Below are 19,108 nucleotides of genomic sequence, written 5' to 3' on the forward strand. Positions count from 1 at the left end.
CTCACTCGTACCGCAGCGCCTCGATGGGATCCAGCTTCGCGGCCTTGTTGGCCGGGTAGAGCCCGAATCCCATGCCCACGGCCGCCGGCACCAGCAGCGCCGACAGGAAGGCCCACGCGGGCACGCCGCCCATGTGCTTCATCAGCACCTGGCTCAGCACCGCCCCGAAGACCATGCCCAGCACCGTGCCGATGATGCCGCCGGCCACGCACAGCAGGGTGGCCTCGATGAGGAACTGGAAGAGGATGTTCCGCCTGCGCGCGCCCAGGGCCTTGCGCACGCCGATCTCCCGGGTGCGCTCCGTCACGCTCACCAGCATGATGTTCATCACGCCGATGCCGCCCACCAGGAGGCTGATGCCCACCATGGCGCCGCTGGCGGTCATGAGGGTCTTGCCGATCTTCTCCACCTGGGCCACGGCCTTCTCGTTGCTCTCGAGCATGAAGTTGTCCGCGTCGTCCCCCCGCAGGCCGCGGATGCGGCGCAGGCCCTGGCGCAGGGTGTTCTCGGCCTCCTTCACGGGAACCTTCGCATCCACCTGGAGGCGCCAGAAGGGGCTGTCGAAGGCGCCGGGGCGGGCCAGCTCCCGCAGGCTCCCGAAGGGCACGAAGAACATGCCGTCGGGGCCCCACATGGCGGAATCCTCGTCCTCGCCCCCGCTGGGCATGAAGGGGATCTCCCCGTGCTTCTTCAGGATGCCCACCAGCTCCACGGTCTGGCCCGCGACGGTGAAGTGCTTGCCCACGGAATGCTCGCCCAGGCCCAGGTCCTCGGCGATGGTGGCGCCCAGGATGGCCAGGGGGGCCCGGGTCGTGCGGTCCGTGGCGGTGAAGTTGCGGCCGCAGGCCAGCTCGCGGTTGGAGAGGTCCAGGCCGTTCTCGTCCACGGCGGTGAGGTAGGTCACGCGCCGCGTGACGCTGCCGGCCTTGACCACCATCTGGGGACTGAAGATGGTGGACTGGGGGCTGGCCACCAGGATCTGGGGCATGAGCTCGCGCAGCTCCCGGATGGTCTGGTGGTCCATGGGCATGCGCCGGATCTTGGCGGTCTTGAAGCGGGAGTAGGGCACCCAGGAGCCGATGAAGAAGGTGTGGGTCCCCTCCTGCTTCACGTCGGACATGATGCGGCCTTCCAGGCCCTTGGTCAGGTTCACGACGGTGATGACGGACCCCACCCCGATGATGATGCCCAGGGTGGTGAGCATGCTGCGCATGCGGTGCGCCCAGATGCTGGCGACGGCGGTGCGGAAGGTCTCCTGGAAGCGGGTCCAGCCGTTCACGGCTTGTCCTTCCGGATCTTCACGGCCACGCCGTCGGCGAGGGTGGCGAGCTGCTTGGTGGGGCCGGAGATCACCACGTCCCCCTCCTGGAGGCCGGTGAGCACTTCGGCGGCGCGCCGGGTGGTGAGGCCGGTGGTGATGCTGCGTTCGGCGGCCTTGCCGTCCTTGACGACGAAGACGACGCTGCGGTTGCCGGTGAGAAGCCCAAGGCCCCCCGCCTTGGCCTCGCGGTCCTGGATGGCCGCCAGGGACACCGAAAGCACGTCCTTGTGCTCGGCGGTGAGCACGGCGACCCGGGCGCTCATGCCGGGACGCAGCGAGGCGCGCTCCTGGGCGGAACCGTCCAGGAGGATGCGAACCTTGTAGCTCTGGGCCTCCTGGGAATTGGAGGTGCTCGACCCCGCGGGCCGGTCCGTGCTGCTGGCCACGGTGAGCACCTTGCCCTGGAAGACCTTGCCGGGCAGGGCGTCCACGGTGACCTCCGCGGGCTGGCCCACGGCGACCTTCACCACGTCCAGTTCCCCGACGCGGATCTCGGCCATCATCTCCGACAGGTCCGAGATGACCATCATCACGGCCCCGGCCAGGTTGGTGGTGCCGGCGATGGCGGTCTCGCCCTTCTCGGCCTTGAGGCCCGTCACCTGCCCGGACATGGTGGCGCGGATGACGGTCTTGCTGAGGTCGTCCTGGGCGATGGCGGTCTGGGCCTCGGACTGCTGCACCGCCACCCGGGCCCGCTCCAGCGTGGTGGCCGCGGTGTCCCGGGCCAGCTTCACCTGCTGGAACTCCTCCAGGGACGTCAGCCCGGCCTTGTTCAGGCGCTCCTGGCGCACGAAGGTCTGGTCCTGCTTGGAGAAGGTGGCCTGGGCGATCTCCAGGTCCTTGCGCGCCATGCGCAGGCCCATCTCCGACTGGTTCAGGGCCTGCTTGTAGCGCTCCTGGTCCAGCGTCACCAGCAGGTCGCCGGCCTTCACCCACTGGCCGTCGGAGACGTGGATCTCCTTGATGGCCGCGGTCACCTGCACGCCGACGTTGACCCGGGTCTTGGCCTGCACCTCGCCGTTGGCCGCCACGCTGTCCCGCAGGGGCTGGCGCTTGACCGGCTCCGTGGTGAATTCAGGCGTGCCCGGACCTCCGCGCAGACCCACCCATCCGATGGAGGCGAGCACCCCCAGCGAACCGATACCGATGAACAACCAGGTGCGTAGGCGCGGCATGGCTTCCCTTCGTGTGGAAAAATGCGATCAGGTGGATGGCCTGATCCTACCACGATAGGGGGCCCTGCTGAACCGGGCAACGGTTCGGAAAATCAAGCGGGGCGCGGCGCGTCAGTGCTTCGTGAACTGGAAATAGAGGTACGAAAATGTGTAAATAATGCTGACGATGAGACTGAGGATGGCGATGATCTCCATGGCGGGTGCTCCTGGCGAAAGAATAACCCTTGTCCCCTGAAGGTGCCGTCAAGGTTTCGTATACGAACGGGCGGCCGTCTCACTTCCCCAGGCCCAGCCCCTTCCGCGCGAGCCCCTTCCCGTGGGCGCCCGCGAACCACGCCGGGTAGGGCGCGTCGCCCCGGGCGGCGAACCACAGGAGCCGGTTCAGCTCGTCGTCGGGCACGGTATCGGGGCGCGAGAAATCCAGGAGCGCGCCCGTCCGCCGCGGGTTCACTTCATCCAGGGGCACCCGGCTGGGCAGCGCGGTGTAGGGCGTGAAGTCGGGCCTGCGGGTGAAGCAGCCCTCCATCGTCGGCGCCGCGCCGTCCAGGCGCGTCATGGGGGGCAGCCCCAGCATGCGCTCCATGGTGTGCAGCACGGAGCCCTGGTTGTAGAACCGGCTCACCACGCGGCCCCGCAGCGTGTAGGGGCTCACCACCAGGCACAGGGAGCGGTGCCCGTCCACGTGGTCGAAACCGTCCTGGGGATCGTCCTCGTTCACGAAGATGCAGGTGTCCTTCCAGAAGCGGCTGTGGGAGATGGCTTCCACCAGCCGCCCCAGGGCCAGGTCGTTGTCGGCCAGGTGGGCCCTGGGCGTGGGCGCGCCCGGCGTGAGGCCGCGGGTGTGGTCCTGGGGCAGGTACACCACCACCAGGTCCTGCCAGGCGCCCTTGCGTTCGCATTCCCGGAATTCGGCCAGGAAGCGCTCCACGCGCACCACGTCGGGAATGCGCGTGTTCCAGCCGGGGTAGTCCGGGGCCGTGTGGCGGCGCAGGGATTCCGTGGGCATCGAGGGGCGGAAGCCCACCTTGCGCGTGCCCCCGAGGTGGTCCGCGTACACGTCCTGCCAGGTGGCCAGGGGCGGCTCCAGCGTGGTGAAGTCGAACTCGCCGAAATTTCGGAAGGACCGCCCCCGCAGCAGGGCGCTGTCCCAGAGGAACGGCGTGGGCGCGAAGGCCAGCGGATCCGTGCCCAGGTCGTAGCTGCGCGTCCAGTCCCCCGCGGTCTTCTCGGTGTAGGCCGTGGTGATCCCCTGCGTGGCCCACTGGTGCCCGTCGGCCGAGACGACGCCGTTGCAATAGTAGTTGTCCAGCAGCACGAACTGCTCGGCCAGGGCGTGGTGGTTGGGCGTGACCTCCCGCGGGTAGATGCAGAGCGACGGATCCCCGTCGCCCTGGGGCAGGTCGCCGAAAACCTGGTCGTAGGTGCGGTTCTCCTTGATCACGTACACCACGTGCCGGAAGACCGAGGGCTCCCCGGCGCGCCGGGGCACGGGCACGGGCCCGCGCGAACCCTTGCGGGCCGGCAGCATGGCCTCCAGGGAGCGGGGCACCTGGGCCAGGTCCGTCGCGCGCCGCGTGAGGGTTCGCAGCGCCCCATCCGCGGGGATCGCGACGCGCTGGAGCGTCCCCTGCTCGCTGCGCACGCTCCAGCCCTTGGCGCCGGGCCGGCCCTCCCGGGAGCCCAGTCCCCTGGCGCTGCCGATGTAGAGCCGGCCGTTCCCCGCCGCCACGCAGGAGGGGAACCATCCCGCAGGGACGAACCCCGCGCAGGCCCCGCCCCGGATCACGCCCACCGCGTTGGTGCCCCCGCTGGCGGCGAAGAGCGTCCCGTCCCGGGGGTCGAGGGCCAGGGCGTTGACGATGCTGCCGAAGGGCAGTCCCGGATCCGGCGTCACGGGCACGGTGCGGATCACGCGCAGGTCCGCTGCCGCCAGGACCGTGACGGAATCGGAATTCGCGTTGGCCACCGAAAGAGTGCCGCCCTCCAGCAGCACCTGGCAGGGATGAAGACCCACCTCCGCCTCGCCCGTGACCGCGCCGCGCGCCAGGTCCACCCTGGACACGGTCCCCGCCAGGGGCCGGTCCCCCTCGTCCACCGCCACCGGGGACCCCGCGGAGGCCATGGTCCGCTGCCCCGGCGCGGGCCTGCGGCCGCCCCAGTTCGCCACGAAGGCGGTGGATCCGTCCGCCGACAGGGCCACTCCGCAGGGCGCCACGCCCACCGGGATCCGCGCCAGTTCGCTGCCCGCGGCCAGATCCAAAACAGCCACCGCATTCTCCCGCCCCAGGGCCACCACGGCCCGCGTCCCCGCCAGCGCCACGCCGCAGGGATACGCCGACTTCCCGTCCCTGGCGGCAAGCGCGATCCGCCGCCCCCAGGCCCAGACCCCCGCCGCGCCCGGGGCCGCCTCCAGGAGCCCCGCCTTCCCCGTCGTGACCCACACCCGCCCCCCGTCCACCGCCAGCCCGTGCATGGAGGCGCTGTCCCCCCTGCCCCAGGCCAGGCTCTGGCGCACCCGCCAGCCCCCCGTGTCCACCACCAGGAGCCCCCGGTCCGTCTTCACGAACAGGGTCGCCCCGTCCTCCGACAACGCCATGTCGATGGCCCGCCCCGGGAACGTCAGCACGTCCCCCGCCGGCTCCACCCACTGCCCCGTGGCCACCCGCACCCCCCGGGCGCCTCGGGCCCCCACGGGGGGTTCCCCCGCCCACAGCGCCGCCAGGGAAAGGGCCAGGGAAAGCGCGAGCCGCTTGGGCATGGGGACACCTCGAACTGGAGCGTTGATATCTTCCAGCGTCCCCCAACCCCCCTCCCCGCGCAACACCTCAGCCGCCCCTGGGCCGCGGCGCCCTTTCCCGCTATCCTGGTTGAAACGCCCGCCGGCGTGGCGAAATGGCAGACGCGACAGACTCAAAATCTGTTTTCAGCAATGAAGTGTCGGTTCGACCCCGACCGCCGGCACCAACCTTTCAGGCCCCGTCAGCGGACGGGGCCTTTGGTTTTGTGGGACACCACCGGGTTTCATGCGATCTGTCGCGCACCCGAGGGCATTCACGATCGCCCCGGTCAGGTGGTTCAGCCCAGCTTCCATCCGGGAGCCTCTGAGAATTCTGGTCTGCAACACCGTGCGAAGAGGTACCCTGGACTATTCCCAGCATTTAAAGCCGCCAATTCCGGCATGCCCCGGCCAAGGACCAAGCACATGAACGGTTCGATCACACTTGCCCTTCTGCTCCCGACTGCCCTGATCGCCCTATTGCCTTCCAGGCCAGACCGAGGGTTTCCCGTGCTTGAATTCGAGAAGAGGGTAACGGCCGCTGGCCGGGCCTGGCTTGCGCTCATCCTGGTCGCCCTGGGGGTGCAGGTGGCCTGTGGGGGGGGAGGCAGCGGGTCAGGTCCCAATCCGCCGGCGGTCGGCATCAGCTATCCCCAGAATCCCTGCACCTACGAAGCCGGCACGGCGATCCTCCCCAACAGGCCGGTCGTCCAGGGTGGAGCCCCTTCCCAGTTCGCGGTGACCCCGGGCCTTCCGGCCGGTCTGGCCCTGGATCCCGTGGGCGGAGGGTTGTCCGGGACGCCCGTCACGGCCGCGCCCGCGGCCCTGTACCGGGTCACGGCCACCTTTGGGGCCCGGACGGCCCACTGCGATCTCACCATCACGGTGCTCGACCCGCCTCCGGGCCATCTCGCCTACGCCATGGCGGACTCCGTGCTTACCGCCGGGGACTCGCTTGTGAGCATCCAGCCCTCCTATGACGGGGGCCGGCCCACGCGGTTCTCGGTGGCTCCGGCCTTGCCTCCGGGGCTGGCCCTCGACCCTGCGACGGGGCTGCTCGAGGGCTGCCCCCGGGATCCGGCGCCGGCGGCGGGTTTCGTCATCACGGCGTCGAATTCCGGCGGAAGCGCCACCGCCACCGTGGTATTCGCGGTCCGGCCCGCAGGCGCCCCCGGGCCGCTGCGCTACGCGGTGAACCCGGTGGTGTTCGAAGCGGGCAGGACCGCCTTGCCGGACCTGCCCTCCTGCGAGGGGATCATTGCGGGCTATGCGGTCGACCCGCCCCTTCCGCCTGGCCTGTCGCTGGATCCGTCCTCGGGCGCCATCGGCGGGGTTCCGGTTGCGGCAACCGCTCCCAGGGTGTACCAGGTGTCCGCCACGAACAGCGGCGGCACTTCCACCTGTGCGCTGGCCCTCACGGTGGTGCAGGCGGCCGAAAGCCTCCCCGTGACCCTGGACGCCCTCGTCACCGCCGGCAAGGGCGGGTACCGGGCATCCGTGCGCCCGGGAGGGACGCTCTATGCATGGTCCCTGGTGAACGGGACGATCCTCAGCGGCCAAGGCACAGCGGCCATCACCTATCAGGCCGGAACGGCGGGGCCCCTGGAGGCCCGGGTCGCGGTGGATGGGGCCTGGGGACGGGGCACGGCCACGGCCGTGGCCCCCCCTGCCGCCCATCTCTTCGCCCAGGCAAAGGTGTTCTACGGGGAGAAGGGCATCCTGGCCTCGGTCCCCCCCCAGGCGGGCATGAAATACCGGTGGACGCTGCTCCCAGGGACCGCGGACGGGACGATCACGGGGAGCGCCGACGGACCGGTGCTGGCCTATGAGGTGGGACCGTCCCCCGGCTTCTATCGCCTCCAGGTGGAGGTGGAGAACCTTGCCGGCGACCGCTCATCCAGGATCCGGGATCTGGAAGTCGTGAAAGGCCAATTCCTGAAGGATGTCCGTACGCCAAGGCAGCGGGACGGCGCCAGCCTGACGGTTTGCGGGGACGGCAGGGTGCTCATGGTGGGCGGCTATGTGCCGGACGATAACTTCCAATACATCAATACCCTGTGGTGGACCAGCGGGCCGACCGCCATTGTCGAGCTCTTCGACCCGGCCACCAGCACGTGGGCCGAGGTCGCCCCGATCCCCACCGCCAGGGCCCATCATTCCGCGACGCGCCTTCCGGACGGGACCATCCTGGTGGCCGGCGGCCAGGCCCTGGACCCCACGGGGGAACGGCTCGTCCCCAGCGTGAAGGCGGAAATCTACGATCCGGCCACCGATACCTGGTCGGTGGCCGGCGCCATGGCCCTGGCGCGCAGCTACTACACCGCCACCCTCCTGAGGAACGGGAAGGTGCTGGTCGTGGGTGGCTCCGTGAGTGACCGGAGCGCCGAGCTTTACGATCCGGGCACCCGCGCCTGGTCACGGGCGGCTGCGCCCCGGGCGCAGCGGGTGGAGCATGTCGCGGGCCTCCTGGCGGATGGCAAGGTCCTGGTGACCGGCGGCACGAACGGCCTCAATGTCCACTTCGACAACACGGCCGAGCGGTACGACCCTCTGACCGATACCTGGTCCAGCGCCGCAAGCCCGCTGAGTGCCCACATCTGGCGGCAATGCATCCCCCTCCCCACCGGCAGGCTCCTCCTGGCTGGAGGCTTCGATACCGTTGGAAACCTGGGCCGGAGGCCGGAGGCGGAGCTGTACGACCCCAGGACGGATCGCTGGACCGCGACCCAAAGCATGCAGTACGGCCGGGCGACCTCCGGCGCCACGACCCTCAAGGATGGCCGCATCCTGGTGGTGGGTGGGACCTCGAGCAGCACGTACCCACCCATCCAGGCTCCGGCCGAGCTGTTCGATCCCGTCTCGAACACCTGGTCCGACGCCGGCCTGCCCCTCAGTCCCCGCGACCACCCGAACCTGGCGGTCCTGGAGGATGGGACCGTGCTGATGGCGGGCGGCAACCTCATGGGGTCCGGCGCCAACGCCCCAGGCGCCTACCTCGCGGGGGCGGAGTTCTTTTCGCCAGCCACCCGGAGCTGGTCGGCCAGGGGAGGCATGGAACGGGTCCGGGGGGAGGCCACGGCCGTAGCCCTGGCGGATGGCCGGGTCCTTGTCGCGGGGGGGATGACCCTCTCCTCCTGTCCCCCCGCCACGGAACTGTATGATCCCGCCACCCGTTCCTGGAGCTCCGCCGGCGCCTTGGCCAAGGGGCGCATGGGCCTCGCGGCGGCCCTGGCGGGTGAAGGGGAGGTCCTGGTTGCCGGGGGGGCGGACTACGAAGGCAACGTGCTGGCCAGCGTGGAACGGTACGAGGCCGCGGCCAACCGCTGGACCGAGGCTGCCCCGCTGGCCACGGGACGGGTCTACCCCACCGCCACCCGGCTCCTGGATGGGAGGGTGCTGGTGGCCGGCGGCTCCAGCCGGTTGGCCGGCAACCTCGCCCTGGCTTCGGCCGAGATCTACGATCCTGCCACGGGCCGGTGGACCAGCGCCGGCACCCTGCAGGTGGCCCGCGTCCACCACACCGCGACCCTGCTGCGGGATGGAACCGTCCTGGTGGCCGGCGGGGAAGGCTCCCTGGGGTCCGGCGGGGCCCCCCCGGTGTTCAACAGTGCCGAACTCTACGACCCTGCCACGAACACCTGGTCCCCGACCGGGAGCATGACGTACCCGAAACTGTGGACCACGGCGATCCTCCTGCAGGATGGCAAGGTGTTCATGGTGGGCGCCGGGGGCGATTTCACCCTGTACAATCCCGGGTATGCCGAAACCTATGACCCGCTCACCCGGTCCTGGTCGCGCTCCGGCCCTGTGGAGGGCCGGCGGTGGGCTCCCCTGGCGGCGCTGCAGGCCGACGGAAGGGTTTTCGTCCTGGGCGGCAGCAATGATCCGGACAAGGTCCTGTTCGCGCAGATCTTCGACCCCGTGGGCCAGACCTGGCAGGCGGTGCCGTCCGGCACCAACTGTTACCTGAGCGGCCTTGCGGTGCCTCTGCCGGACGGCAGGATCCTGATCGTGGGCGGGTTTCCGGAGTACATCCCCTTCTTCTGGAAACCCTGACCTTACCTCCCGAGGCCAAAAGGGCTCGAATCCAGGAACGGCCCTCGACATCAGGTACCGGCCTTGCACATAACCATCGTGAAAGGCCGATACCGGATGCCTAGTGCGTCTCCCCGAAGGCCTCCATGACCTCAGCCATGGTCGTGTAGAGCCGGTCGGGCAGCCCTTCCAGGGCGTTCACCACCTTCTCGTCCGGGTTGTTCTTCCGGACGTGGTCCGCAAGGTCCTTCCTCTTGCACGGGAATTCCAGTCCTTTCAAATGCAGCGCCAGATTGGACGGCGATTCTCCACCCACGCCTCGAGTCATGACATCCTCCGTGAGAAAAGGGGGGTCCGCTCCGCCGGGCATGACCGCCATGCCCTGCGGTTCCCATCCCGTGCCGGCAACGGGGGGGGTGGTTCCCCATGGCGAATCCGCCCCGGGGCCCCCTCAGATCCGCGGCAGCAGCTGGAGGGTCACCTCGGGGTCCGGCCCGAAACCGACGGTCACCTCCTGCCGGGCGTGGCCCACGACTTCGGTCTCGGCACCCCGGCTCCGGCTGCGGGTCACCCGGAAGTCGTAGGTGCCGGGGGCCAGGGTCCCCTGGTACGGCGGGGCGAGCGCGGCCACCTTCAGGGCTTCGGCCGGGCCGTGGAAGGGAATGCGCTGGTAGATCTCAAGGGTGTCCGCCAGGACCCAGCCCTCCTCCGGGCCGGACGGCAGGGAGGGAGCCACCGCGGCCCTGATGCGGCCCTGGAGCGCCGGATCGAGCACGAACACCAGCTCCTGACGGGCCGGGACGTGGGCCGGAGCGCCAGGCGCCGGGGTGATCTCGGCCCCATGCCGGACCAGGTCCCCTTCCCCCTGGAACGCCAGCTGGTAGCTGGAGCCGCCCCTCACGGACAGCTCCATGCGGAACCCACCCTGGGCGTCCGTGACGGCCCGGAGTGCGCCCTCCTTTCCGTGGACCGGGGAGAGCGCGACCTGGATCCCGGCCAGGGGCCGGCCTTCGGCGTCGGTGACCTTTCCCGCCACCAGGCCCGGGGTCGTGGGGGGAATGCCCACGCCGCCTGCGGTGGGGGGATGCCCCCCGTCGGAGCATCCGAGAAGGCAGGCCAGAGCGATGGGGACGAGGGGACGGATGGCCATGGCAGAACCCTTAGCGAGCGGAGGTTAGGGGCAGGAAGACCGGTTCCCCGGGATGGCCGGAGGGGGCGTCCGCGCGCCTGGCGAGCGCCAGCAGGGCGGCCGGGTCCAGATGGCCGAAAGCGCCGGTGCTCACGGCGATGGGCAGCACCGCGGGCCAGTCCGCCTCGATGGAGAGCCGTTCGCCCCCGGCACCCACCACCGCGCGGAGGGACGTGCCGGGGCCGTACGCCGGGACGCCCTCCAGCAGCCTCCGGTAGAGGAAGGTGCGGTTCACGAGGCGGGCCGGGCCCCCCCGGAACTGGTCCATCAGGTCCGAGCTGGCCTGGAACCGCATCTGGTCCGGGGGGACCTTCAGGGCCAGGACCGCCGCGTCGGCGGCCGCCCGCAGCCGCTCATCCAGGGAGGGGGCCGCGCACGGGTGGTCCTTCACCGGTGCGGCGGGGACCGGCAGAGCCGGGCAGGTTTCGGTCGCGAAGACCGTCGCGGAACAGAGGAGGGGGGCGATCCAGGGAACAGCGTGCATGGCGGACTCCAGCTATCGGAAGACGGGTTTGCCGAAGGTGAGGTAGCGGCATTTCAGGGCGAGTTGGTACGAGGGGTCCAGGCGTCCCGGACTGGGCAGGGGGGCGTGGAAGGACTCCTCGAAGTAGTCGAGGGTCTCCTTCGTGGGCCCCGTCCCCCGGGTGACGACCCAGGCGTAGACGCCCGGATCGAGGCCGGTGCTGCCGTTGAGGGCGAAATTCTGCCTGGCGGCGTGGAACCAGGCTTCGCCGATGGTGTGGGGCTCCCCGCTTGCCTTCGCCTCGTTGTCGGAGCGGAGCAGCAGGCCGATCAGGCCCGGTTGCAACAAGGATCGTGGAATCATCAAATCACCTCCAGAGGCGTCCAGTGCCTATCCGGTGTTCCGAACCGTAAAAGGGTTCATGGCGGAATTCGATGGGACGGCCGCGCGTGACCGCCGCGCACCGTGACTCCGGGTCTGAACCAATGCCGCGGCGCCGGCACAGAGACAGTGCCGGCGCGTCCGGATCCAGGAGAAGCCATGCCGAAGGTCCCCTTGCCCACCCTGATGCTCGTCCCCGCGCTCCTCGCGGCCTCGCAACCGGACACGGATGCCCGGATCGCCGCGGCGGCCCGGAATTCCTACAATTTCCGCGTCCACCTCAAGGGCGACACCCTCGAGGTCGCCTCCCGCTCGGGCGCGGTCACCCTCAGCGGGACGGTGGCCAACGAGTTCCACCGGACCCTCGCGGAGGAGACCGTCAAGGACCTCCCGGGCGTGACCTCCGTGACCAACCTCCTGGTCCTCAAGGCCGAAGCCTCGGCCACGGCCCCCGACGTCTGGCTGGCCACGAAGGTCCGGACCGCCCTGCGCTACCACCGGAACGTCGACGAGGCCACCGTGGGCGTCGCGGCCCGGGACGGCGTCGTGACGCTCTCGGGCCGCATCGGCAGCGCCGCCCAGAAGGGCCTCGCCCAGGACATCGCCGGGAACGTGGACGGGGTGAAGGAGGTGAGGAACACCCTGCGCGTCGTGCCCCCCGGAGCGAAGACCCTGGCCGAGAAGATCGACGACGCCTCGGTCACCGCCCAGGTGAAGGCCGTGCTCCTGGCCCACCGGGGCACGCGCATGCTCGCCACCCACGTCAAAACGGACCGGGGCGTCGTCACCCTCGGGGGCGAAGCCAGGAATTCCGCGGAGAAGATCCTGGTCGAGCGCCTCACCTCGGACGTCAAGGGGGTCCGGCGCGTCCGGAACCGGATGACCGTCGCCCCCTGACGGACGTCCGCCCGCGGGCCGGCGCGCGCCGGCCCGCGGGCGCCGTTCAGGAGGGACCCGGGCGCACCTCACCCCCGCCACTCTTCCTGGCATCCATGGGATTCCCGGCGACCCTGCCGCGCCAGGCTCCGCTCTCCGCGCGCGTGCGCTCCAGGTGCTCCTTGTAGTTCTGGAGGTTCGAGGCCACGTACCGAGGCAGGACGCCCACCATGGCCCCGAGGTTTTCGAGGAGCCCCTGGGGCTCGTAGTTCAGCTCCACCAGGATCCGCGAGGAGCCTTCGTCCAGGGCCAGGAAGCTCACCGAACCCGCGTTCATGGACCCTTCCAAGCTCCGCCAGGCGATGCGGGCGTCGGGGGTCTGCTCGTAGATCTCTGAGGTCCAGCGCAGGTCCTTCCCGGCCACCTCGGCGCGCCACTCCACGCGGGTGGGGCCGGCCTGGCGCACCTCCTTCACGTTGGCCAGGAAGCGCGGGAAGTCCTCGAACTGGGTCCACTGGTTGTAGGCCACCTGCAGGGGCACCGCCAGGTCGATGGAATGGGCGAAGGGAGGGAACATCTCCATCCGGCCCCGGAGCCGGGCCAGGTCCGCGCCGAGTTCCTCGTTGGGGGCGGCGCCCGCCGCCAGCACCGGGAACGCCTGCTCCTCCTCTTCGAGGACATGCTCCTGGAGGAAGATCATGAGCCGGCCCAGCACCTTCCGGCCCTCCGGACCGCCGTAACCGCCCTTGAGCCTGAATTCGCTGATGAGCCGCTTCATGTCGCCATGGGCCCCGCCCAGGCGCTGCGTCAGGCTGTCGTCCTGGCACGCCGTCGTGAGGAGCGGGTAGACCAGGCGTTCCTCCAGCCAGGAATGGATCTCCAAGGCCTCAAGGAGTTCCCTGGCGGGGTCCTCCTGGCCGGCGGGCCGGGATTCCTGGCAGAGCTTCTGGTAGAGCTCGCGGATGCGTTGATGGTCCTCGTGGAGCAGCCGGGTTGCGGTGATCGGTGTGCCCATGTTCCCCTCCCATGGAAGCGGGTTTGCGGCCGCCGGCCGGCCCCAGCGCAGACATCCTGGTGGAGCCGTTTTCCGGCGGTCCTGGCGAGGAGATGCGAACGGGGACGGGAAGGTTCCGTCAGTGCGGACCGGCTTGTGCCAGCCCGGCGAGGGAGGCCCCGCAGCAGGCCCGCAGCTGCTCCACGGGACAGGGGCCTCCGGCGCTCACCTGGGCCTCGGCGCTGCGCACCAGGCGGTGCAGGCCGGCCATGCCGTAGGTGGAGGCCAGGCCGGCCAGGCGGTGGAGGGCCTGGGGGGCGCGGTCCGGGTGGGCCAGTTCCTCCAGGCAGGCCTGGACCGAAGCCCGGCAGGCCCGGAGGCCCTCCGCCCAGACATCGGGACCCAGGTCCCCGAGGATCCGGGCCACCCGGATCCCGTCCACCCGGCTATCCGGCGGGGTCCCTGCGGAAAGCCCCGAGAGCAGGGCCGCCAGGCGTTCCCTGCGGATGGGCTTGGGCAGCACCCCGCGCACCCCCGGGTCCAGCGCCGCCAGGGCGCTGGAACCCTCGGTATCCGCCGAGGAAAGGAGGACCGGCACGCCCGCCACCCGGGCATCGGGCCAGGCCCGGAGGCGCTCCAGGACCTCCCGGCCCTCCAGGTCATGCATGTGCACGTCCAGCAGGACGGCATCCACGGGCCGGCGGCCCAGGATCTCCAGCGCTTCGGTCCCGCTGCCGGCGCACACGGCCCGGTGGCCGAGGGTTTCCAGGAGGCCGGCGGCCACGATGCGGTTGGCCTCCAGGTCGTCCACCACCAGGACGGTCAGGAAACCTGTGCCCGGATCCTCAGGAACGGCCTCCGCGGCGGGCAGGACGAGGGCGAAGGCGAACCGGCACCCCATGCCCGGCGCGCTCGTCAGGGTCAGGGTCCCGCCCATGGCCGCCACCAGCTGCCGGCTGATGGCCAGGCCGAGGCCCACCCCGCCGTGGCGGCGCTGGATGGACCCGTCCCCCTGTTCGAAAGGCGCGAAGACCCGCACCTGGGCCTCGGCGTCCAGGCCCGGCCCGGTGTCCCGGGCGCAGAAGGCGCAGCGCACCCGCCGGCCATCCACGGGAGCGGTCTCCAGGGACAGGACCACGTCCCCTTCGTCCGTGAACTTCACCGCGTTGCCCAGCAGGTTGACCAGCACCTGGCGAAGGCGCAGGGCGTCCCCCTCCAGGGTGGCGGGCAGGGGGCCGCTCTGCTCCACCCGGAAGGCCAGGCCCTTGGCGCCGGCCAGGGGCTCGATGTCCGCGCTCACGGCGGCGAGCAGCTCCGCGGGGCTGAAGGGGGACGGCTCCACCCGCAGGTGTCCGGTTTCCAGGCGGGCCTGATCCAGCAGGTCGTCCAGGAGCCGCGCCAGAAGGTCCCCGTTGCGGGCCAGGAGGTCCAGGGGCCGGCGCTGGTCCGGCTGGAGGGGCAGCGCCTGAAGGAGCTGCACGCCCCCCAGCACCCCGTTGAGCGGCGTCCGGATCTCGTGGCTCATCACCGCCAGGAAGCGGCTCTTGGCCTCGTTGGCGCGCCGGGCTTCCGCCTCGGCCGCCCTGCGCTCGGCCACCTCCTGTCCGAGGCGGGTCCTCAGGGCGAAGTCCCGGCGCTGGGTGCGGTTCCAGGTCACCCGGAAGGCGAAGCCGATCCCGTTGGCGAACAGCAGGTAGAGGGTGGTGAGCCCAGGTCCGGGGGCTTCCTGTGCCCGGGTGGCGGCCAGGTAGCCCAGGAAGAGGGCCGATCCGCCCAGCGCCGAGCCCAGGCTCAGCCCCAGGGCCAGCGGCAGCATCAGGTACACGCCCAGCACGAAGAGGGCCAGGAATGGGAGTTCCTGGGCCGTGGCGGGTCCGCGGGCCAGGACGAGCAGGTGGTGCTCCACCACCTCGGTGACGAAAAGCAGCGACACCCCCGCGCAGAGGAGGGCCTGGGCCGTTCCCAGGCGCCGCGCCGCCAGGCCTCCGGCCGCGCCCACCAGGCCCCAGACCGTCAGGCGCAGGAGGGCCAGGGTCCAGAAGGGGCCGCTGGCGCCGAAGGTCCGGTAGTCCAGGACGAGGGCGGCCACGTAGAGGCCCGGCAGGAAGGCCAGGAGGCGAAGCTGGGCGGCCAGGCGGGGCTTCTGGTCCTCCCGGAAATCCGCCTCGGTGGCGGGATCCGTGAAGACGGCCAGCCACCTCGAAAGGGCGAAGTGTCCCGTGTCCACCCGTCAGCCCTGGATCCGGTAGCCGACGCCCGGCACGGTCTGCACCAGGCCGGGCTCGCCGGCCAGCTTGCGGCGCAGGCGCGACACCAGCACGTCCACGCTGCGGCTGCACACCGTCTCCCCGTCCGGGCTGATGACCTCCGAGAGGTCCACCCGGGACAGGACGCGGCCCCGGGCCTCCACCAGGGCCGCGAGCAGCTCGAACTCGCCCCGGGTGAGGGGGATCTCCGCGCCGTCGCAGCCCAGCAGGCGCCGGGCCGGGATATCCAGGTGGCAGCGGCCGGCGGCAAGGGCGCCGGACCCGCCGCAGCGCCTCAGGAGGTTCTGGATGCGGGCCAGCAGTTCCCGGGGGTCGAAGGGCTTGTCCATGAAGTCGTCCGCGCCCAGCTCCAGGGCCCGGAGCCGATCGGAAGGCCGGCTGGTCACCACGAGCACGGGGATGCTTCGCCGGATCAGGTCCCGCGCCAGGTCCAGGCCATCGCCGTCGGGCAGGTTCAGGTCCAGGAGGGCCAGGCAGGGGTGCCCCTGGGCCGCCCGGGCGCGGCCCTGGGCGAGGGTCCCGGCCTCCTCCACGGCGAAGCCGGTCTGCCGCAGGTAGGCCGCCAGCAGCAGACGCTGGGCGGGATCGTCCTCGATGAGCAGGATGGGGGCCGGGTTGTTCATGGCTGGGCGGTTGCATCCCATTATCCGCTCGTTTGCAAGCTGTTGACAGGCATCCGTCATGATTTGGTGCAAACCCCTTCCAGCCTGACGGTTTCGACACGGAGTCCCCATGAGACACCCTGGTCCCGCAAGCCTGTCCCTTCTGGTCCTTCTTCTGGCCGCGCTGGGCTGCAGCGGCGGCAAGTCGGGTTCCACCCAGACCGTGGCCATCTCGGGGGCGCTCACCATCGCCGAGGTGTACGAGAAGACCCTCGCCTCCCTGAAGGCGGGCCACGTGGACACGGACGGGGACACCATCCCCGACGACATCGAGACGGGCCTCCTCCACACCGACCCCACCAAGGTGGACACCGACGGGGACGGAATCCCCGACAACGTCGAGGTCTTCGGGAACAAGGCCTGGAAGGCCGCGGACCTGCTCGTGGACAAGAACCAGAACGGCGTCATCTCGGCCCTGGACAAGGACGACGACGGGGACGGCGCCAACGACGGCGACCTGGTGGACAGCGACGGCGACGGCATCCCGGACTACCTGGAGTTCTACGGCTACACGTACGAGGCCCTCACCGGCAAGCCCAAGCTCTGGGACGGCGTGGACCACTCGGTGCCCTACTACAAGACCGACCCCAACCAGCGGTCCACGGACCAGGACCCCTTCGACGACAGCACCGAGATCTCGGGCCTCAACATGGACGTCTCCGTGCGCAGCCCCGGGAACCTGCCCATGGTCCCGGCCCTTCCGGAGATCGTGGTGCGCATGGACGGCTACCGGGTGACCACCCTGGACGAGATCACCTTCACCGAGACCAAGTCCGTGACCAGGGAGACCACCTGGGAATGCCAGACGGAGGCCCGGGATTCCCGCACCACCGAGCACGGCTGGGAGGTCGGCTACGAGGCCACGGCCGGGTACTCCTTCCCCGGCTGGGAGGCCAGCGTCACGTTCCACGCCAACTATTCGGGCAGCATCTCCAACACCCACGAGACCAGCACGTCCAATTCCAAGGGCGGCTCGGTGGCCAACGCCGAGGAGTGGAGCAAGGCCCGGACCACCCGGCCCTCGGAAGCCGCCGCCATCAAGCTCTTCCTTAAGGTGTACAACACCGGCACCGCCTGCGCGAGCAACGTCGTGCCCACCATGACCCTGCGCATCGGCGGCCACAACGTGGCCACCTTCCAGCCCGGGGAGACCCAGGTCAACCTCCTGGAGCCCGGCGGAACCTATCCCTCCACCCCCGGCGTCTACTGGGTGGTGGACACCAACCAGAGCGGCGGCAAGATCACCCTGACCATCGACGAATTGCGGGCCCTGGAAAGCGGCGCGCCCGTGACCCTCACCCTCACCCAGATGAGCGCCGACGTCATGCGCAAGGACGCCGCCACGGGCGCCTACGTGTCCATGGGCGACTGGAACGAGTATGCCGCCCGCTGCCGGGCCGTGTGCGCCGACCTCTACTTCGACACCGGCGACGGGAACTTCACCCACAGCCTGGTCTATGCGGGGAACTCCCCCACCTCGCCCCGGGTGACCCTGGGCGACGCCTTCCTGTGGGCGATCGGGGGCTTCACCAGCCAGGGCATCGGCGTGAACTACCGCGACCTGGCCGGACTCTCGCAGCAGATGGACCTGGCCAACTGGACCGTGTGCATGGACGGGGGCACCTATTCCGCCAACGGCCTGGTGAAGGGCGCGGCCCTGCCCGCGGGCACCAACATCTTCGACCTGCGCCTCAACCCCAACTCGGTGATCTTCGCCCGGGCGCCCCGGGTGAACCCGGATCCCCAGTACCCCCTCCTGCCCGACATCTACTACGCCTTCTACGACAGCTCCCTGGGCAGCGTGAGCGGGGTGGTGAGCGACTACAACGGCGTGGCGAAGGTGGAGTTCATCGACGGCGCGGGCGCCAGCCGGACCATGGCCCAGGACCTCCCGGGTTCCGACTTCTACGTGTACTATCCCCTCGCCGACCTTTCCAGCTACCCGGACGGCTACCGCTTCACCGGGAAGGAGAAGATCCGCGTCACCAACGTCAAGGGCATCGTCGCCGAGCAGACCCTCTCGGGCGTCTACGTGGTCCCGGTGCCCACCGCGCCCGACATCAAGTGGGCCACCGTGGAGATGGTGACCGACGCCGAGGGCGCCTCCACCTCCTTCCTGGAAGCCGAGGTGGTGCCCGATCCGCGCACCGTCCTGTCGCGGGTGGAGCTCTACTACCCCTTCTCGGGATCCTACGCCATGGCCTCCCTGGACCACGTGCCCGACGCCTACCGCCGGCCCAACCGCTGGCGGGTCCAGCTGCCCACGCAGGCCGTCAACCTCCTCACGTCCTCGGAGCTGGTGGCCTTCACCAGCGACGGACTCTACTCCACGCTGGGAGGCGCCCGGTTCCAGGAGGTCTCGCCCTACCACGTGGGCCAGGTGCACCTCTACGCCTACTACGGCTGGTACTGGACCGACGACTGGTCCAGCTGGGCGGTGGATCTGGACGACAGCAGCACCTACGGCTGGGGCTGGGAGGAAGGCTCCGTGTCCGGCGACAGCTACCCCATGTGCCAGGACACGACCATGGAACTCTGGCTGGTCTACAACGCCTACCGGGGCAAGGCCGAGCTGCGGCCCCGCACGGGCGTGACCAGCTGCAAGCTCCCGTCCGGCGTGGACTACGACAGCCTCACCAGCCAGGAGGCCCTGCTCTATGCCGCCAACCTGAACACGGTCGCCAGCTACCAGGTCGATTCCACGAACATCGGGGACGTCTACCTCATCAAGACCGGCGAACAGCGCCTGGCCAAGGTGAAGGTGATGGAGTACGAGGAATACGATCCCTCCGGCGCCTACAACACCGGCCGCAGGGTCAAGCTCAAGTACTCGATCTTCAGGAAGGCAAGTGACCCGTAGGACCGGGAAGCCGGGCCCTTGACGGCGGGATATAAATAATTAAATTATCGCCAGCCCATTCGGTGGCGGCCCCGCCGGAGACGGAGTCCCGGATCGCGGCCGAGGAGGC

13 protein-coding genes and 1 tRNA gene are annotated in these 19,108 nt (G+C 70.3%); 4 read left to right on the forward strand and 10 right to left on the reverse strand.

What is annotated here, in order from left to right; genetic code table 11:
* Position 1: 1 nt before the first annotated feature.
* The 3 genes from RAH40_RS07655 to RAH40_RS07665 all read right to left on the reverse strand — a co-directional run bounded on the left by RAH40_RS07655 (position 2) and on the right by RAH40_RS07665 (position 5,254).
* Entirely contained in the window at positions 2-1,279 is a 1,278-nt protein-coding gene (locus RAH40_RS07655; protein WP_306601500.1) for an ABC transporter permease, read from the reverse strand.
* Entirely contained in the window at positions 1,276-2,496 is a 1,221-nt protein-coding gene (locus RAH40_RS07660) for an efflux RND transporter periplasmic adaptor subunit (protein WP_306601501.1), read from the reverse strand. Before RAH40_RS07660 ends, RAH40_RS07655 begins: the two co-directional genes overlap by 4 nt.
* Positions 2,497-2,770: 274 nt before the next feature.
* The gene (locus RAH40_RS07665; protein WP_306601502.1) at positions 2,771-5,254 is read right to left on the reverse strand and encodes a bifunctional YncE family protein/alkaline phosphatase family protein; all 2,484 of its coding nucleotides are present in this window, start codon (positions 5,252-5,254) and stop codon (positions 2,771-2,773) included.
* A 120-nt stretch (positions 5,255-5,374) separates the two neighbouring features.
* Between RAH40_RS07665 and RAH40_RS07670 the strand changes: the two genes are divergently transcribed.
* Together RAH40_RS07670 and RAH40_RS07675 are read left to right on the forward strand one after the other, a co-directional pair.
* Positions 5,375-5,460: transfer RNA gene (locus tag RAH40_RS07670), tRNA-Leu, on the forward strand.
* 322 nt (positions 5,461-5,782) lie between these two features.
* The gene (locus RAH40_RS07675; RefSeq protein WP_306601503.1) at positions 5,783-9,328 is read left to right on the forward strand and encodes a kelch repeat-containing protein; all 3,546 of its coding nucleotides are present in this window, start codon (positions 5,783-5,785) and stop codon (positions 9,326-9,328) included.
* Between the two features lie 100 nt (positions 9,329-9,428).
* On the opposite strand, the gene RAH40_RS07680 is transcribed toward RAH40_RS07675, so the two are convergent.
* The 4 genes from RAH40_RS07680 to RAH40_RS07695 all read right to left on the reverse strand — a co-directional run bounded on the left by RAH40_RS07680 (position 9,429) and on the right by RAH40_RS07695 (position 11,322).
* A complete protein-coding gene (locus tag RAH40_RS07680; protein ID WP_306601504.1) occupies positions 9,429-9,635 on the reverse strand; it encodes a DUF2795 domain-containing protein in 207 nt (68 codons plus the stop codon).
* A gap of 123 nt (positions 9,636-9,758) precedes the next feature.
* Positions 9,759-10,457, reverse strand: coding sequence for a carboxypeptidase-like regulatory domain-containing protein (locus tag RAH40_RS07685; protein ID WP_306601505.1), 699 nt, complete (start codon positions 10,455-10,457; stop codon positions 9,759-9,761).
* Between the two features lie 10 nt (positions 10,458-10,467).
* Entirely contained in the window at positions 10,468-10,980 is a 513-nt protein-coding gene (locus tag RAH40_RS07690) for a hypothetical protein (RefSeq protein WP_306601506.1), read from the reverse strand.
* Between the two features lie 12 nt (positions 10,981-10,992).
* The gene (locus RAH40_RS07695; protein WP_306601507.1) at positions 10,993-11,322 is read right to left on the reverse strand and encodes a hypothetical protein; all 330 of its coding nucleotides are present in this window, start codon (positions 11,320-11,322) and stop codon (positions 10,993-10,995) included.
* A 177-nt stretch (positions 11,323-11,499) separates the two neighbouring features.
* Between RAH40_RS07695 and RAH40_RS07700 the strand changes: the two genes are divergently transcribed.
* Positions 11,500-12,237, forward strand: a complete 738-nt coding sequence (locus tag RAH40_RS07700; RefSeq protein ID WP_306601508.1) for a BON domain-containing protein — start codon at positions 11,500-11,502, stop codon at positions 12,235-12,237.
* Positions 12,238-12,283: 46 nt separating this feature from the next.
* Here the strand turns inward: RAH40_RS07700 and RAH40_RS07705 are convergent, their stop codons facing one another.
* The 3 genes from RAH40_RS07705 to RAH40_RS07715 all read right to left on the reverse strand — a co-directional run bounded on the left by RAH40_RS07705 (position 12,284) and on the right by RAH40_RS07715 (position 16,100).
* Positions 12,284-13,231, reverse strand: coding sequence for an SRPBCC family protein (locus tag RAH40_RS07705; protein WP_306601509.1), 948 nt, complete (start codon positions 13,229-13,231; stop codon positions 12,284-12,286).
* A gap of 118 nt (positions 13,232-13,349) precedes the next feature.
* Positions 13,350-15,437, reverse strand: a complete 2,088-nt coding sequence (locus tag RAH40_RS07710) for an ATP-binding protein (RefSeq protein ID WP_306601510.1) — start codon at positions 15,435-15,437, stop codon at positions 13,350-13,352.
* A gap of 3 nt (positions 15,438-15,440) precedes the next feature.
* A complete protein-coding gene (locus RAH40_RS07715) occupies positions 15,441-16,100 on the reverse strand; it encodes a response regulator transcription factor (protein ID WP_306601511.1) in 660 nt (219 codons plus the stop codon).
* Positions 16,101-16,209: 109 nt separating this feature from the next.
* On the opposite strand from RAH40_RS07715, the gene RAH40_RS07720 reads away from it, so the two are divergent.
* The gene (locus RAH40_RS07720; protein ID WP_306601512.1) at positions 16,210-18,999 is read left to right on the forward strand and encodes a binary toxin-like calcium binding domain-containing protein; all 2,790 of its coding nucleotides are present in this window, start codon (positions 16,210-16,212) and stop codon (positions 18,997-18,999) included.
* Positions 19,000-19,108 lie beyond the last annotated feature (109 nt).

The organism is Geothrix sp. 21YS21S-2 (assembly GCF_030846775.1).
GTDB lineage: Bacteria > Acidobacteriota > Holophagae > Holophagales > Holophagaceae > Mesoterricola.